We start from the raw sequence: 16,911 nt of genomic DNA on the forward strand, positions 1-16,911 counted from the left end.
ATTTCTATCTCCCATGGTTCAGAAAGTTCATGTCGAGGGACGAGGACATATGAGAAGGCTCAACTGGAGATGGCGGGCCCTGGCCGCCTTGATCAGTACGGCCCTGCTGATGCTGGGCTGGCCCGCTCTGACCGCCGTGGCCGCCGGCGGACCGAGCGTCTCGGCGGGCAGGCCCGCCACCGCGAGCAGTACCAACGGCGCCTACGCCGCCGCCAACGTCACCGACGGCAACCAGTCCTCGTACTGGGAGAGCGCCGGCAGCACCTTCCCGCAATGGGTGCAGACCGACCTCGGCGCCACCACCCGCGTCGACCAGGTGGTGCTCAAGCTCCCCGCCTCCTGGGAGAGCCGCAACCAGACCCTGTCCGTCCAGGGCAGCGCCGACGGCACCAGCTTCAGCACCCTGGTGAGCTCGGCGTCCTACACCTTCGGCCAGGGCGCCGGGAACGTGGTCACCATCGGCTTCCCGGCCACCCAGGCCCGGTACGTGCGGATCGACATCACCGCCAACACCGGCTGGCAGGCCGCCCAGCTCTCCGAGCTGGAGGTCCGCGCCCCCGGTGAGTCCGGGACCAACCTGGCCCTCGGCAAGACGCTGACCGCGAGCAGCAGCACCCAGGTCTACGTGCCGGGCAACGCCAACGACGGCAACACCGCCAGCTACTGGGAGAGCGTCAACAACGCCATGCCCCAGTGGCTCCAGGCCGACCTGGGCTCCTCCGTCCGCGTGGACCGCGTGGTCCTCAAACTCCCCGAGAACTGGGGAGCCCGCACCCAGACCCTCAAGATCCAGGGAGGCGCCAACGGCACGGACTGGACCGACCTGACGGCGTCCAAGGAGTACGCGTTCAACGCCGCCGGCTCCAACACGGTGAGCATCGCCTTCGACGCCACCACCACCCGCTACGTCCGGGTGTGGATAGCGGCCAACTCCGTACAGCCGGGCGGCCAGCTCTCCGAGCTGGAGATCTACGGCCCGACCACCGGCGACACCCAGGCCCCGACCGCCCCGACGGCGCTCGCCTACACCGAGCCCGCGACCGGCCAGATCAAGCTCACTTGGAACGCCGCCACCGACAACACGGGGGTCACCGGGTACGAGGTCTACGCCAACAACCAGCTGCGCACCAGCGTCGCGGGCAACGTCACCACCTACACCGACACCCAGCCGGCCTCCGCGAGCGTGACGTACTTCGTCCGGGCCAAGGACGCGGCCGGCAACCAGTCGGCGAACAGCAACAGCGTGACCCGCGCCGGCGACACCGGTGACACCCAGGCCCCGACCGTCCCGGGGGCGCTGACCTTCACCGAGCCGGCCGCCGGGCAGATCCGGCTGGCCTGGCAGGCTTCCACCGACAACACCGGCGTCACCGGCTACGAGGTGTTCGCCAACAACGTGCTGCTCACCACGGTCGCGGGCAACGTCACCACCTACACCGACACCCAGCCCGCCACCGCCACCGTGAGCTACTTCGTCCGGGCCAAGGACGCTGCGGGCAACCGCTCCGGCGACAGCAACTCCGTGACGCGCAACGGCAGCGGCGGCGGCGGTTCCAACCTGGCCGTCGGCAAGCCCATCGAGGGCTCCTCCGTGATCCACACCTTCGTCGCGGAGAACGCCAACGACAACAGCACCTCCACCTACTGGGAGGGGGCCGGCGGCGCCTACCCGAGCACCCTGACCGTCAAGCTCGGCGCCAACGCCGACGTCGACCGCCTGGTCCTCAAGCTCAACCCGGACAGCAGCTGGGGCGCCCGCACCCAGAACATCCAGGTGCTCGGCCGCGAGCAGAGCGCCTCGGGCGTCACCGGCCTGGTGGCCGCCAAGGACTACGTCTTCAACCCGGCCTCCGGCTCCAACACCGTCACCATCCCGGTGAACGCGCGGGTCGCGGACGTGCAGCTGCGCTTCACCTCCAACACCGGGTCCTCCAACGGCCAGATCGCCGAGTTCCAGGTCATCGGGGTCGCCGCCCCCAACCCGGACCTCCAGGTCACCGCGGTCAGCGCCAGCCCGGCCGCTCCCGTCGAGTCGGACTCCGTCACGCTGTCCGCCACCGTCAGGAACAGCGGCCCGGCCCCGGCGCCGGCGACCGCCGTCTCCTTCCAGCTCGGCGGCTCGAAGATCGCCACCGCCAACGTGCCCGCGCTGGCCTCCGGCGCCACGGCCACCGTCACGGCCGGCATCGGCCCGCGCGACGCGGGCAGCTACCCGCTGAGCGCGGTCGTGGACGAGGCGAACACGGTCATCGAGCAGAACGACACCAACAACAGCCTCACGGGCTCCCCGCTGGTGGTCCGCCCGGTCGACAGCTCCGACCTGGTGGCCTCGTCCGTCGGGTGGTCGCCGGGCGCCCCCTCCGCCGGCCAGTCGGTGGGCTTCTCCGTCACGGTGCAGAACCAGGGCACCGTCGCGGCGGCCTCCGGCACCCACAACGTCACCCTCACCCTGCTGGACGCGGGCGGCGCGACCGTCCGTACGCTGACCGGATCCTTCAGCGGCGCGCTCGCGCCCGGTGCCTCCTCCGCGCCGATCGCGCTCGGCAACTGGACCGCGGCCAACGGCAAGTACACCGTCAAGGTGGTCCTCGCCGACGACGCCAACGAACTGCCGGTCAAGCGCGCCAACAACACCTCCACCAAGCCCTTCTTCGTCGGCCGCGGGGCGAACATGCCCTACGACACCTACGAGGCCGAGGACGGCGTGGTCGGCGGCGGCGCCAATGTCGTCGGCCCCAACCGGACCGTCGGCGACATCGCGGGCGAGGCCTCCGGCCGCAAGGCCGTGAACCTGGACGCGACGGGCGAGTACGTCGAGTTCACCACCCGGGCGGCGACCAACACCCTGGTCACCCGCTTCTCCATCCCGGACGCCCCGGGCGGCGGCGGCATCGACTCCACCATCAACGTCTACGTCAATGGCGTCCTCAAGAAGGCCCTGCCGCTGACCTCGAAGTACGCCTGGCTCTACGGGGCCGAGGCCGGCCCGGGCAACTCGCCCGGCGCTGGGGCCCCGCGGCACATCTACGACGAGGCGAACATCCTCCTCGGCGAGACCGTCCCGCAGGGCAGCAAGATCCGCCTGCAGAAGGACGCGGCGAACACCACCACCTACGCGATCGACTTCGTGAGCCTGGAACAGGCCACGGTCGTCCCCAACCCCGATCCGGCGAGCTACACGGTGCCCGCCGGCCTCACCCACCAGGACGTGCAGAACGCCCTGGACAAGGTCCGCATGGACACCACGGGCAAGCTCGTGGGCGTCTACCTGCCGCCGGGCGACTACCAGACGGCGAGCAAGTTCCAGGTCTACGGGAAGGCCGTGCAGGTCGTCGGCGCCGGACCGTGGTTCACCCGCTTCCACGCCCCGTCCTCGCAGGACAACACCGACAACGGCTGGCGCGCGGAGGGCACCGCGAAGGGCTCCTCCTTCACGGGGTTCGCCTACTTCGGCAACTACACCTCGCGCATCGACGGTCCGGGCAAGGTCTTCGACTTCTCCAACGTGACCGACATGACCATCGACAACGTCTGGAACGAGCACCAGGTGTGCCTGTACTGGGGCGCCAACACCGACCGGATCACGATCAAGAACTCGCGGATCCGCAACACCTTCGCCGACGGCATCAACATGACCAACGGCAGCACGGACAACCTCGTGGCCAACATCGAGGCGCGGTCCACGGGTGACGACAGCTTCGCGCTGTTCTCCGCCATCGACGCGGGCGGCGCGGACATGAAGAACAACGTCTACGAGAACCTGAGCGCCATCCTGACCTGGCGCGCGGCCGGTGTCGCCGTCTACGGCGGCTTCAACAACACCTTCCGCAACATCTACATCGCCGACATCCTCGTCTACTCGGGCATCACCATCAGCTCGCTGGACTTCGGGTATCCGATGAACGGATTCGGGACCGACCCGACGCTCTTCGAGAACATCTCGATCGTCCGGGCCGGAGGCCATTTCTGGGGGGCGCAGACCTTCCCCGGAATCTGGATCTTCTCGGCTTCCAAGGTGTTCCAGGGAATCCGCATCAACAACGTGGACATCGTCGATCCGACCTACAGCGGAATCATGTTCCAGACGCAGTACGTCGGCGGCCAGCCCGTCAATCCCATCAAGGACACCATCCTGAGGGACATCACCATCACGGGGGCGAAGAAGAGCGGTGACGCCTTCGACGCCAAGTCCGGGTTCGGCCTCTGGGCGAACGAGATGCCCGAGGCGGGACAGGGGCCGGCGGTGGGTGAGGTCACCTTCCACAACCTGAAGATGAGCGACAACGCCGTGGACGTGCGCAACACGACCTCGACGTTCAGGATCAACCAGCTGCCGTAGCGGGCGGCCGGCGCAACGGATCGAGGGCGGCGGGGCATCCCTTCGGGGTGCCCCGCCGCTCGGTGGGGCGCGGGGGGTTCCACGCCGGTTTCCGATGGGCCAAACTGGCCGTAATCGAACTGCAAGGAACTTGCATTGTTTGCGCTACTCTTGCGCTCATGACGCGACGACTTGCTCAAGTGGCGAAGAAGGTGGGGGTCAGCGAGGCAACGGTCAGCCGGGTGCTCAACGGCAAGCCGGGCGTCTCGGAGGCGACCCGCCAGTCCGTGCTCACCGCCCTGGACGTCCTCGGCTACGAGCGCCCCACCCAGCTGCGCGGCGAACGGGCCCGGCTGGTCGGCCTGGTCCTGCCGGAACTCCAGAACCCGATCTTCCCCGCCTTCGCCGAGGTGATCGGCGGCGCCCTGGCCCAGCAGGGGCTGACCCCGGTGCTCTGCACGCAGACCACCGGCGGGGTCTCCGAGGCCGACTACGTCGAGCTCCTGCTCCAGCAGCAGGTGTCCGGCGTCGTCTTCGCCGGCGGGCTCTTCGCGCAGGCCGACGCCCCGCACGAGCACTACCGGCTGCTCCACGACCGCAAGGTCCCGGTGGTGCTCGTCAACGCCTCGATAGAGGACCTCGGCTTCCCGTGCGTCTCCTGCGACGACGCCGTCGCGGTCGAACAGGCCTGGCGCCACCTGGCCTCACTCGGCCACGAGCGGATCGGGCTGGTGCTGGGCCCGCCCGACCACATCCCCTCCCTGCGCAAGCTGACGGCCGCCCAGGCCGTCGCCGCGGCGGCCGGCGCCGAGCTGCCCGCCGCGCACGTGGAGCGGGCGCTGTTCTCCCTGGAGGGCGGCCACGCGGCCACCTCGAGGCTGCTGGACCGCGGGGTGACCGGCATCATCTGCGCGAGCGACCCGCTGGCCCTGGGGGCCATCAGAGCGGCCCGGCGGCGCGGGCTCGACGTGCCCGGGGAGGTCTCGGTCGTCGGGTACGACGACTCGGCCTTCATGAACTGCACCGAACCCCCGCTGACCACCGTCCGGCAGCCCATCGAGGCCATGGGCCGGGCGGCCGTGGAGCTGCTCACCGCGCAGATCCAGGGAGCCGCCGTACAGCCCGGGGAGCTGCTCTTCGAGCCCGAGCTCGTCGTGCGGGGCTCCACCGCGCAGGTCCCGCGCCCCCGCCCGGCGTAAAGACCACCCGGCTCCGCGGAGCCGGGCCTTCGACCGCAGAGCGGCCACAGGGCCCCGAAACGTCCCGCTGACGTTTCGGGGCCCTGTTTTGCGTTCCCTGTCCGAGCTGTCCGGCGTCAGGCTGCCAATCTCTTGCGAAATCTGCGCGAGATATTGCGTTCATCTGTCGGTGGTGGTTGAGTGTGCCGCGCTCGCCTCCTTACAGGCCCCACGCCTCCTGCTCGATGCTCGAAGGGGACCACCGATGAGAACCAACATCCGCCGCACCACCGCGACCGCCCTCGTCTCGGCGCTCGCCGTCACCGCCCTCGCGGCCTGCGGCACGAGCAGCAGCGGGGACGACACCAAGAACCAGCCGTCCGGCGGTTCCACGGACGCCTCCGCGCCGCTCGACCCGAAGACCAAGGTCACCATCTCCATCGACTGCATGCCGCCGGCCGCGAAGGCCGCCGAGCTCAAGCAGTGGAAGGAGGACGTGGCGGAGTTCAACAAGACCTACCCGAACGTCACGATCGACGGCCGTTCCACCCCCGGCCAGTGCCTGGAGCCCCCGCGGTTCACGGCGATGCTCAAGGCCAAGTCACAGCCGGACATCTTCTACGCCTACTTCACCGACCTCAAGCAGGTGCTGGACAACGACGGCGCCGAGGACATCTCCTCCTACGTCACGGCCCAGTCGGTCCCGGGCTTCGGCGACATCGACAAGAACGTCGTCAACACCCTCAAGCAGGACGGCAAGCTCTACGGGCTGCCCACCAGCAACTACACGATGGGCCTGCTGGTCAACCGCAAGCTCTTCCAGCAGGCGGGCCTCAACCCCGACCAGCCCCCGCGCACCTGGGACGAGGTCCGCGCCGCCGCCAAGAAGATCGCGGCGCTCGGCAACGGCACGGCCGGCTTCGGCGAGTACAGCGTCGAGAACACCGGCGGCTGGCACTTCACTGCCGCCATGTACGGCATGGGCGGCGACGTCGTCGGCTCCGACGGCAAGGCGGCCTTCAACAACCCCACCGGCAAGCAGATCGTGGACAACCTCCACGCAATGCGCTGGGCGGACGACAGCATGGGCAAGACCCAGCTGCTCAAGTGGGGTGACCTGCAGAAGCAGATGGCCTCGGACAAGCTCGGCATGTTCCTCGCCGCGCCCGACGACATCACCTACATGGTCCAGCAGCTCGGAGCCAAGTACGAGAACTTCGGCATGGGCCCCATCCCCGGCGGCGCCGCGACGCTGGCCGGCGGCAACGGCTACATGATCAAGAAGGGCAGCTCGCCGGACAAGATCAAGGCCGCCGTCGCCTGGCTGAACTTCAAGACGCTCGCGGTCGGCCAGGGGCAGTTCAAGTACGACCGCTCCAAGGCCGACGGCCTGCCGGTCGGGCTTCCGCAGCCCGCCTTCTTCACCGGCGCCAGCAAGGCCAAGGACGACGAGCTGAAGGCCGCCAGCGCCACCATGCCGGTCGTCAACTTCAAGCCCTTCCTGGACAACCCGGTGGCCGGCAAGGCCGAGCCGGCGAAGGCCCAGGAGGTCTACAAGGTCCTCGACAAGGTGATGTCGGGGGTCCTGACCAACAAGGACGCCGACGCGGCGCAGCTCCTCGCGGAGGCCGAGAAGGCCGTCAACCAGGTGCTGGCCAACCAGTAGCGGTCCTAGGGCGTGTCTTTCGGATCGGGCCGGGCCCGCGTCGTCCGGTGCCGCGCCTCGCGGCGTTGTCGTCACTCGCCGACGCTCCGCGTCGACTCCCTCCTCCGCCTTGCGATGCACGGCACCGGACGACGCGGGCTGATCCGGCCCGATCCGAAAGACACGCCCTAGCCGGGGGAGGTCCGGGCGGCCTCCCCGGCCCGGACCCGCCCGCAGGCCCCGTACCCAGCAAATCGATGGCGACGACCCACCAAGGAGCGAGCGGCGATGTCGGCTCCCACCCTGCCCGGTACCTCGCGCGAGGAATTCGCCCGGGCGTTCAAGCGGAACCTCTCGGCCCACGGCTTTCTGATCGGCGCCGTCCTCTGCTTCTCCTTCTTCTCCTGGTACCCGATGGTCCGGGAGTTCCTGCTGGCCTTCCAGAAGACCGAGGGCGGCACCGTCCACTGGGTCGGCTGGGACAATTTCCGCTACGTCTTCAACGACCCGGCGTTCTGGCAGGCCTGGCGCAACACCCTGCTCTTCAGCGGACTCGCGCTGGTACTCGGCTTCGCCGTCCCGTTCGTGGTCTCGATCGTGCTCAACGAATTCCGGCACGCACAGGGCTACCTGCGCCTGCTGGTCTACCTCCCGGTGATGATGCCGCCGGTGGCCTCGATCCTGCTCTTCAAGTACTTCTACGACCCCGGTTACGGGGTCTTCAACAGGATTCTGGAATTCCTGCACCTGCCGGCGCAAGACTGGCTGCAATCCACCGATACCGCGATGCTCTCCGTCGTCATCGCTTCCACCTGGATGAACATGGGCGGCGCGACCCTGATCTACCTGGCCGCCCTCCAGGGCATCCCCGGAGAGCTCTACGAAGCGGCGGAGCTCGACGGAGCCGGGGTGCTGCGCAAGATCTGGCACGTCACGATCCCGCAGACCAAGCTCATCCTCTCGCTGATGCTGCTCATGCAGGTCATCGCGACGATGCAGGTGTTCGTCGAACCGTTCATGCTCACCGGCGGCGCCGGCCCCGAAGGCTCGACCACCACCGTTGTCGTCCTCATCTACCAGTACGCCTTCAGTTTCAACCAGTACGGCGGCGCCGCGGCCCTGGGCCTGTGCCTGCTCGTCCTGCTCGCAGGCTTCTCCGCCGTGTACGTCCGGCTGAGCCGCGACAACGAGAACTGACGGGAGCACCCACATGTCGGAGCGCACGCTCATATCGCCGGCCCAACTCGGCCGCACCCGGGGCAAGATCGCCTACTGGACCGTCCTGGCCGTGGTCGTGACCGGCTTCACGGTCGTCTTCCTCGGGCCCCTCTACTGGATGGTCGCCAACGGCCTCAAGAGCACCGCGGAGTTCACCCAGGTCCCGCCGACCGTGGTTCCGGACTCCCTGCACGCCGCGAACTACTCGGCGGCCTGGAAGGTCATGGACCTCGCCAAGCTGCTGTTCAACACCCTCTACTACGCCTTCGGCGCCCTGGCCTTCCAGCTCGTCCTCGACGTGGCCGCCGCCTATTCGCTGTCCAAGCTCCGGCCCGTCTTCGGCAAGGCCGTCCTCGGCATGATGCTGGCCACGCTGATGATCCCGGCCACCGTCCTCGTCGTACCGCAGTACCTCACGGTGCTGGACATGCCGCTGATCGAGCGGAACCTGCTCAACACGCCCTGGGTGATCTGGCTGCCCTCGGTGACGAACGCCTTCAACATCTTCCTTCTGAAACGATTCTTCGACTCCATCCCCGGCGAGATCCTCGATGCCGCCTCCATCGACGGAGCCTCCGCCCTGCGCACCCTGCGCTCCGTGGTCCTGCCGATGTCCCGGCCCGTGCTCGGCGTCGTGTCGATCTTCGCCATCGTCGGGGTCTGGAAAGACTTCCTCTGGCCCATGCTCACCCTCCCCGACCCGGCCCTGCAGACGCTCAACGTCGGCATCTACTCACTCGCCCGGGGAGTCCCCGAGAACCACCTCGTCGCCGCGCTCGCGATGGCCTCGGCGCCCACGCTCATCATCTTCCTGATCTTCCAGCGCAACATCATGAGCGGCCTGACGGCAGGCTCCCTCAAGGGGTGAGCACCACCCCGCACCGCCGCCGTGCCCGGTCGCCCCCCTGAAAGGACCCCTCCGTGGCTGACTTTCCCCTGCCCGAAAACGCCGCCGACTGGTGGCGCTCGGCCGCCATCTACCAGGTGTACGTACGGAGCTTCGCCGACGGCGACGGGGACGGCACCGGTGACCTCGCGGGCGTCCGGGCCCGCCTCCCCTACCTCTCCGAACTGGGCGTCGACGCCCTGTGGTTCACCCCCTGGTACCTCTCCCCGCTCGCCGACGGCGGCTACGACGTCGCCGACTACCGCACCATCGACCCCGCCTTCGGCACCCTCGCCGAAGCCGAGAAGCTCATCGCCGAGGCCCGTGAGCTGGGCATCCGCACCATCGTCGACATCGTCCCGAACCACGTGTCCGACCAGCACGCCTGGTTCAAGGCGGCCCTCGCCGCCGGCCCCGGCAGCCCCGAAAGGGAGCTCTTCCACTTCCGCCCGGGCCGCGGGGAGCACGGAGAGCTGCCGCCGGGGGACTGGCCCTCGCAGTTCAACGGAGCGGCCACCTGGACACGCGTACCGGACGGGGAGTGGTACCTGCACCTCTTCACCCCCGAGCAGCCCGACCTCAACTGGGACCACCCCGCCGTCCGCCGGGAGCACGAGGAGGTCCTGCGGTTCTGGTTCGAGCGCGGGGTGTCCGGCGTACGGATCGACTCCGCGGCCCTGCTCGCCAAGGACCCGGCCCTGCCCGACCTCGCCGGCCGCTCTCCCGAGCCCTGGCCCGGCCAGGTCCACCCGTACATCGACCGCGACGACCTGCACGGCATCTACCGCTCGTGGCGGGCCATCGCCGACGAGTACGACGCCATCTTCGTCGGCGAGGTCTGGCTGCCGGACTCCGAGCGGTTCGCCCGCTACCTGCGCCCCGACGAGCTGCACACCGCCTTCAACTTCTCCTTCCTCAGCTGCCCCTGGGACCCGGGCCGGCTGCGCACCTCCATCGAGGAGACCCTCGCCGAGCACGCCCCCGTCGGAGCCCCGGCCACCTGGGTGCTCTGCAACCACGACGTGACCCGTACGGTCACCCGCTACGGGCGCGCCGACACCGGCTTCGACTTCGCCACCAAGGCCTTCGGCACCCCCGCCGACCTGGCCCTCGGCACCCGGCGGGCCCGCGCCGCCGCACTGCTCAGCCTCGCCCTGCCCGGCGCCGTCTACGTCTACCAGGGCGAGGAGCTGGGACTCCCCGAGGCCGACATCCCGCTCGGCCGGATCCAGGACCCCATGCACTTCCGCTCCGGCGGCACCGACCCCGGCCGGGACGGGTGCAGGGTGCCGCTGCCGTGGACCGCCGAGCCGTGGAACGAGCCCTGGCTGCCGCAGCCCGCGGACTGGCCCGCCTACGCCGCGGACCGCCAGGCCGGGGACCCGGACTCGATGCTCACCCTCTACCGCACGGCCCTCGGGCTGCGCCGGGCCGCGGCCGGCTTCGGCGGCGGATCGCTGGAGTGGCTGCCCGCGCCGCCCGGGGTGCTCGCCTTCGGCCGCCCCGACGGGCTGGTCTGCGTGGCCAACCTGTCACCGGAGCCGGTGCCGCTGCCGGCCCACACGAGCCTCCTGCTCAGCAGCTCCCCGTTGGACGCGGACGGGCTGCTGGAGCAGGACACGGCGGTCTGGCTGCGGACCTGACGCCGCAGCCGGACCGCCGGAACCATCCCGGGGGCGACCACGCCCTCCCTCCCCCCCCGCCCGTCACGGCAACGGCTGTGGCGGGCGGGGCCCGTGGTACTGCCGGGGCCACGGCTGCCGGGAAGGGCGGCCGTCCCCGCCCCGGCCGCCGGTCCCCGCCCTCGGCTGACGCTGGCTACGATCGACCGGGTGAACAGCATCCCCGTCATCGTCCTCACCGGATTCCTCGGATCCGGCAAGACGACCGTCCTCAACCACCTCCTCGGCAACCGGGGCGGCACCCGGATCGGGGTCGTCGTCAACGACTTCGGCTCCATCGAGGTCGACGCCATGTCGGTGGCCGGCCAGGTCGGCGACTCGATGGTCTCCCTCGGCGGCGGCTGCCTGTGCTGTGCGGTGGACGGCAGCGAGCTGGACGCGTACCTGGAGAAGCTCGCCGACCCCGTCCACCGCATCGACGTGATCGTCATCGAGGCGAGCGGGCTGGCGGAGCCGCAGGAGATGGTCCGGATGCTCGTCGCCAACGAGAATCCGGCCGTCCGCTACGGCGGCATGGTGCACGTCGTCGACGCGGCGGAGTTCGACGCGACCCGGGACAAGCACCCGGAGACCGACCGGCACCTGGCCGTCGCCGACCTGGTGGTGCTCAACAAGACCGACCGGGTCGGGGCGGGGGAGCGGGCCCGGATCGAGACCGTGCTCGCCGGGCTCTGCGCGCCGGGCATCCCCGTCGTGGGCGCGGACCACGGGCGGATCGACCCGGAGCTGCTCTTCGACCGCCGCCCGTGGACCGAGACGCGCGGGCAGCTGTCCTTCGAGGACCTCCTGGCCCAGGCGCACGACCACGATCACGAGACGGATCACGCGCGGCACGTCCACGCGGCCTACGAGAGCACCGAGTTCGTCTCCGAGCAGGCCCTCGACCCGCGCCGGTTCATGGCGTTCCTCGACCGCCGCCCCGCCGGGCTCTACCGGATCAAGGGCTCCGTCCACTTCGGCGTCCCCGGCCACGAGGAGCGCTACGAGGTCCACGCGGTCGGCCGTTTCCTCCGCTTCGCCCCGCACGCCTGGGGCCGGGGCGAGCCGCGCCTGACGCAGCTCGTCCTGATCGGCTCGGGCACCGACGGCCCCGCCCTGCTCCGCGAGCTGGAGGGCTGCCGCGCACCGGAGCCGTGGCGAGCCGGACCGGAATCCATGTGGGGCGTCCTGCGCTACGTGGACCGCCCGGAGGGACCGGCACCGGGACCCGATCCGGACCAGGATCCGGATGCGGGTCATCCCGATCCCGAAGACTTCTAGGGTCCGCCCCGCATGGACTCAGATGACCTCGATGCCGAAGTCGCCGAGGAGGGGTTCCAAGCCGCCCGGGTAGCCCTTGCCGCCGAGGACGAAGTCCCAGTCGCCGCTCGGCCGGCGCCGGAAGGAGCCGAGGACCAGGGCGGTTTCCCCGGCACGCCCGTCGGAGACCTCCAACTGGCCCAGTTCCTCGCCTTCGGTGTCCAGTAGCCGGATCCGGGCGTCCGTGAAGCCCGCGAGGTCGGCGTCCGGATCGGCCTCCGGGTCGATTGCGGCGACGAGGACCAGCCGGTCGGCGGCTTGCGGCAGAGAGTCGAAGGCGACCAGCAGCGCGGCCTTGTCGGGCGCCGAGTGCGCGTGGGTCCGTACCGAACCGTCCGGGGTGCGGGGGTTGTTGAAGAACACGAAGTGTTCTTCGCTCAGTACCCGGCCCCCCTCACAGACCAGCGCGCACACGTCGAGTGCGACAGCGCCGGTCCAGGACATACCGAGCACGTTGTGATCGGTAGGAGGCGGCTCTTCCGCCGTCCGCACGGCAGGTGTCGGGGTCGGGGCTGCGTCGGGCGAGCCCCCGCCGAGGCGTCCGCGCAACCCGTGCCGGTGCAGCAGGTCCACCAGTTCGGCACCGGGAACCAACTCCAGGGGCTTGCCGTTGGCGAAGGTGTACGACCCGGGACCGAAGGTCGCCGTGGTGACCAGCACCCCCTTGTTCGCCCCCCGGTCCTGGACCGTGCCGTACAGATCCCGTACGGCCGTCGGCGGCACCGTGTTCCGGTAGCGCTTGACCTGCACCACGATCCGCCCGCCCCGGATCGGGGTCGGGTCCAGCGCTTCTACGTCCACACCGCCGTCGCCCGAACGCTGCGTGGTCACCGCCTCCATGCCCATCGCCCGGAACAGCTCGGCCACTAGGTTCTCGAAGGCGATGGGATCCATCGCGAAGAGGTCCGGCTCCTCCTCGCCGCTGTCCGCGCGTCCGCCGTGGCCGATGACCGTGCCGACCTCGTCGGGGCGACGTCCGGGACGCACCGTGGTCAGTTGGTCGGGCTTCGCGGATAGTTGCCCGCGCAGGCCCTCCACGAGGCAGTCCACCGCGCTGACCTGCTCCAGGCGCAGTCCCCCGAACGTGGTGCGCGCCGCGGTCACCGTGGCGAGGACGAACTGAGCTTCTTGTCCCGTTACGGGATCGGGGCGGTCCACGAAGCCGTTCACCAGGACCGAATCCAGCACCCCGAACTCGTCGGCCGCGTACAGCTCGCGCAGCACCAAGAGCACGCATTGCGCCAGGAGGTCCCGGTAGAGAGCCCGCCGCTCCGTCACCGGGCGGGGCTTCACTCTGTACTGACCCGTGCTCGGCAGGTACTGGACCGACCTGGCCTCCGGCACCACCGCGTACCCGGGAAGCTCCCAATCCAGCACGAGCTGACGTGCAGCCGGGTCGTAGGCGGCCGCTACCTGTCTCGGCAACACCTCGGGCCAGGCCGACGAGACGTACAGGGCGGCCGAGAAGTACTCCACTACCGCCTCGGGGTCGCCGGCACGCAGGGCGGCGGTCAGCTCGGCGAGCCCCCCGTTGTGCGCACGGATCCCGGCGAGCTGCTCCGCCGCCCAGGCGTCGTACTGCTGGCGGTACGCGGCCAGCTGGTGCTGGCGCTCCGTCTCGGCCGCCTGGGCGGCCTGCCAGGCGGCCGTGTAGCGCGCGTGCGCGTCGCGCTCCGCTTGCGCCCGCTGGCCCGAGCCGAGGGTCCAGCCGCTGCTCTGCTGCTGGAACTGCTCGATGCGCGGCAGCGCCACCGGGTGCGCGAGGTGTCCCGGGGCGAACGGTTCCACCTGCTCCGGCCGGACCATGGCTGCCGTTCGGAAGGCCGGTGCCCCGCATCCCGTGGCCAACAGGACCTGCAAGGCCTGGACCTCGGCGTCCAGCTGCGCGGAACGCCGCCGCGCCTCGGCGTCGTGGTGCTGCCGGTCGGCTGCTTGCTGCTGTCGTTGCCCCCGGACCCCACCGCCTTCGTAGGGCCGCGGGGGGTGTTCCGCCTCGCGTTGGCGGACCAGCTGCATCTGCTGCGTCCGGCGCTGGGCTTCGGCCCAGTCCCTGATCGATCCGTCCGACCGACGACTCATCAGTTTTGTGTCTCCCCGCCCCACCGACAGTGCCAAGAGGGAAAACACTAGTCGCCATTCGGGTGGTACGTCCCTCGGACGTACCACCCGAATGATCCGGAACCCCTACAGCGCCGACCCCGCCAGCGCCGCGACCACGGCCGGGAGCGCCGTGCCCGAGCCGTCCCGCCGCGGGTCCGCGGCCGGCAGCAGGGCCGGAGTGCCGTTGGCCGCCGCCGCGCGGGCCGGGGCGCCGCCCGCCCAGGCCAGCAGCAGGACGTCCTCGCCCTTCAGGAACCGCTGGCAGCGCACGCCGCCGGTGGCCCGGCCCTTGCGCGGGTACTGGTCGAACGGGGTCAGCTTCCCGGACTGCATCGAGTCGTCCAGCGTCCCGTGCGAGCCCGCCACCGTGAACACCACGGCGTCGCGCGCCGGGTCCACCGCCGAGAAGTGGATCACCTTGGCGCCGTCCGAGAGCTTGATGCCGGCCATGCCGCCGGCCGGGCGGCCCTGCGGGCGGACCTGGCCCGCCGGGTAGCGCAGCAGCTGGGCGTCGTCGGTGATGAAGACGAGGTCCTCCTCGCCGGTGCGCAGCTCGACCGCGCCGACGATCCGGTCGCCCTCCTTGAGGGTGATGACCTCCAGCTCGTCCTTGTTGGCCGGGTAGTCCGGCACGACCCGCTTGACCACGCCCTGCTCGGTGCCGAGCGCCAGGCCCTGCCCCGACTCGTCCAGCGAGGTCAGGCAGACGACCTGCTCGTCCGCCTCCAGCCCGGACAGGAACTCCGAGACCGGGGCGCCGCCCGCCAGGTTCGGCGCGGCGTGGGTGTCCGGCAGCTGCGGCAGGTCGATCACCGACAACCGCAGGAGCCGCCCGTACGAGGTGACCACGCCGAGGTCGGCCCGCGCGGTCGCCGCGACCTGCGAGACGATCAGGTCGTGCTTCGCGCGGGCACCGCCCTCCTCCTCGGGGAGCGGCTCCGCGTTGGCCGTGCGGGCGAGCAGGCCGGTGGAGGACAGCAGCACCCGGCACGGGGTGTCCTCGACCTCCAGCGGGACCGCCGCGACCGGCGTGCCCGCCGACTCCAGCAGGACCGTACGGCGCTCCGTGCCGAACTTCTTCGACACCGCGGCCAGTTCCGCCGAGACCAGCTTGCGCAGCTCGCCGTCGGAGTCCAGGATCCCGGTCAGCTCGTCGATCTCGCCGGTCAGCCGGTCGCGCTCGGACTCCAGCTCGATGCGGTCGAACCGGGTGAGCCGGCGCAGCGGGGTGTCCAGGATGTACTGGGTCTGGATCTCGCTCAGCGAGAAGCGCTCCATCAGGCGCTCCTTGGCCTGCGCGGAGTTGTCGCTGTCCCGGATGATCCGGATGACCTCGTCGATGTCGAGCAGCGCCACGAGCAGGCCCTCGACGAGGTGCAGGCGGTCGCGCCGCTTGCCCCGGCGGAACTCGCTGCGGCGGCGCACGACCTCGAAGCGGTGGTCGAGGTAGACCTCCAGCAGCTCCTTGAGGCCCAGCGTCAGCGGCTGCCCGTCGACCAGCGCGACGTTGTTGATGCCGAAGGTCTCCTCCATCGGCGTCAGCTTGTACAGCTGCTCCAGGACGGCCTCGGGGTGGAAGCCGTTCTTGATCTCGATGACCAGGCGCAGGCCGTGCGAGCGGTCCGTGAGGTCCTTGACGTCCGCGATGCCCTGGAGCTTCTTCGAGCCGACCAGGTCCTTGATCTTCGCGATGACCTTCTCGGGGCCGACCGTGAAGGGCAGTTCCGTGACGACCAGCCCCTTGCGGCGCGGGGTCACGTCCTCCAGGGCCACCGTGGCGCGGATCCGGAAGGTGCCGCGGCCGTTCTCGTAGGCGTCCTTGATGCCCGAGAGGCCCACGATCCGGCCTCCGGTGGGCAGGTCGGGACCCGGGACGAAGCGCATCAGCGCTTCCAGGTCCGCCTCGGGGTAGCGGATCAGGTGGCGGGCGGCCGCGATGACCTCGCCGAGGTTGTGCGGGGCCATGTTGGTGGCCATGCCCACCGCGATCCCGGACGCGCCGTTGACCAGCAGGTTCGGGTACGCCGCCGGCAGGACGACCGGTTCGCGCTCCTGGCCGTCGTAGTTCGCGGCGAAGTCGACGGTGTTCTCGTCGATCCCGTCCGTCATCAGCGAGGCGGCGTCGGCCATCTTCGACTCGGTGTAACGCATCGCGGCCGGCGGGTCGTCGTTGCCGAGCGAGCCGAAGTTGCCGTGGCCGTCGACCAGCGGGAGCCGCATGGAGAAGGGCTGCGCCATGCGCACGAGGGCGTCGTAGATCGACGCGTCGCCGTGCGGGTGCAGCTTGCCCATCACCTCGCCGACGACGCGGGCGCACTTCACGTAGCCGCGGTCGGGGCGCAGGCCCATCTCGTTCATCTGGTAGACGATGCGCCGGTGCACCGGCTTCATGCCGTCGCGGGCGTCGGGCAGGGCGCGGGAGTAGATCACCGAGTACGCGTACTCGAGGAAGGAGCCCTGCATTTCGTCGACGACGTCGATGTCGAGGATCTTCTCCTCGAAATCCTCCGGCGGCGGGGTCTTCGTGCTGCGGCGGGCCATCGCTGCGCGGCTCCTTAACCAAGAATCGGGATGAGCTGAGCTCT

Annotated in this window: 9 protein-coding genes; 7 read left to right on the top strand and 2 right to left on the bottom strand. The window is 70.2% G+C overall.

All coding sequences use genetic code 11. From position 1 onward, the window contains the following. Positions 1–49 precede the first annotated feature (49 nt). The 7 genes from NLX94_RS29595 to NLX94_RS29625 all read left to right on the top strand — a co-directional run bounded on the left by NLX94_RS29595 (position 50) and on the right by NLX94_RS29625 (position 12,187). Positions 50–4,339, top strand: a complete 4,290-nt coding sequence (locus NLX94_RS29595; RefSeq protein WP_254386170.1) for a discoidin domain-containing protein — start codon at positions 50–52, stop codon at positions 4,337–4,339. A 158-nt stretch (positions 4,340–4,497) separates the two neighbouring features. Next, entirely contained in the window at positions 4,498–5,517 is a 1,020-nt protein-coding gene (locus tag NLX94_RS29600) for a LacI family DNA-binding transcriptional regulator (protein ID WP_254386171.1), read from the top strand. Positions 5,518–5,761: 244 nt separating this feature from the next. Next, positions 5,762–7,162 carry an ABC transporter substrate-binding protein gene (locus NLX94_RS29605; RefSeq protein ID WP_254386172.1) on the top strand — a complete coding sequence of 467 codons (1,401 nt, stop codon included), beginning with the start codon at positions 5,762–5,764 and terminating at the stop codon, positions 7,160–7,162. A gap of 267 nt (positions 7,163–7,429) precedes the next feature. Beyond that, complete coding sequence (locus NLX94_RS29610) at positions 7,430–8,338, top strand: carbohydrate ABC transporter permease (RefSeq protein WP_254386173.1); 909 nt, start codon at positions 7,430–7,432, stop codon at positions 8,336–8,338. Positions 8,339–8,351: 13 nt separating this feature from the next. Continuing rightward, the gene (locus tag NLX94_RS29615; protein ID WP_254386174.1) at positions 8,352–9,227 is read left to right on the top strand and encodes a carbohydrate ABC transporter permease; all 876 of its coding nucleotides are present in this window, start codon (positions 8,352–8,354) and stop codon (positions 9,225–9,227) included. 53 nt (positions 9,228–9,280) lie between these two features. Then, positions 9,281–10,888 (top strand): alpha-amylase family glycosyl hydrolase, encoded by a 1,608-nt coding sequence (locus NLX94_RS29620; RefSeq protein WP_254386175.1) that lies wholly within the window; start codon positions 9,281–9,283, stop codon positions 10,886–10,888. Between the two features lie 189 nt (positions 10,889–11,077). Further along, positions 11,078–12,187 carry a GTP-binding protein gene (locus NLX94_RS29625; RefSeq protein ID WP_254386176.1) on the top strand — a complete coding sequence of 370 codons (1,110 nt, stop codon included), beginning with the start codon at positions 11,078–11,080 and terminating at the stop codon, positions 12,185–12,187. A gap of 18 nt (positions 12,188–12,205) precedes the next feature. Here NLX94_RS29625 and NLX94_RS29630 read toward each other — a convergent pair whose 3' ends face one another. Together NLX94_RS29630 and NLX94_RS29635 are read right to left on the bottom strand one after the other, a co-directional pair. Continuing rightward, positions 12,206–14,305 (bottom strand): restriction endonuclease, encoded by a 2,100-nt coding sequence (locus NLX94_RS29630; RefSeq protein WP_254386177.1) that lies wholly within the window; start codon positions 14,303–14,305, stop codon positions 12,206–12,208. 105 nt (positions 14,306–14,410) lie between these two features. Continuing rightward, entirely contained in the window at positions 14,411–16,867 is a 2,457-nt protein-coding gene (locus NLX94_RS29635) for a DNA topoisomerase (ATP-hydrolyzing) subunit A (protein ID WP_254386178.1), read from the bottom strand. Positions 16,868–16,911: the final 44 nt, after the last annotated feature.

It is taken from the genome of Streptomyces sp. TBY4 (genome assembly GCF_024213195.1).
In the GTDB taxonomy this organism is placed as follows: Bacteria; Actinomycetota; Actinomycetes; order Streptomycetales; family Streptomycetaceae; genus Streptomyces.

Bases quoted from the DNA above. Each gene is read 5' to 3' on its own strand.
- NLX94_RS29595 (WP_254386170.1), top strand. From the start codon at position 50: ATGAGAAGGCTCAACTGGAGATGGCGGGCCCTGGCCGCCTTGATCAGT.
- NLX94_RS29630 (WP_254386177.1), bottom strand. From the start codon at position 14,305: ATGAGTCGTCGGTCGGACGGATCGATCAGGGACTGGGCCGAAGCCCAG.
- NLX94_RS29605 (WP_254386172.1), top strand. From the start codon at position 5,762: ATGAGAACCAACATCCGCCGCACCACCGCGACCGCCCTCGTCTCGGCG.
- NLX94_RS29615 (WP_254386174.1), top strand. From the start codon at position 8,352: ATGTCGGAGCGCACGCTCATATCGCCGGCCCAACTCGGCCGCACCCGG.
- NLX94_RS29600 (WP_254386171.1), top strand. From the start codon at position 4,498: ATGACGCGACGACTTGCTCAAGTGGCGAAGAAGGTGGGGGTCAGCGAG.
- NLX94_RS29635 (WP_254386178.1), bottom strand. From the start codon at position 16,867: ATGGCCCGCCGCAGCACGAAGACCCCGCCGCCGGAGGATTTCGAGGAG.
- NLX94_RS29610 (WP_254386173.1), top strand. From the start codon at position 7,430: ATGTCGGCTCCCACCCTGCCCGGTACCTCGCGCGAGGAATTCGCCCGG.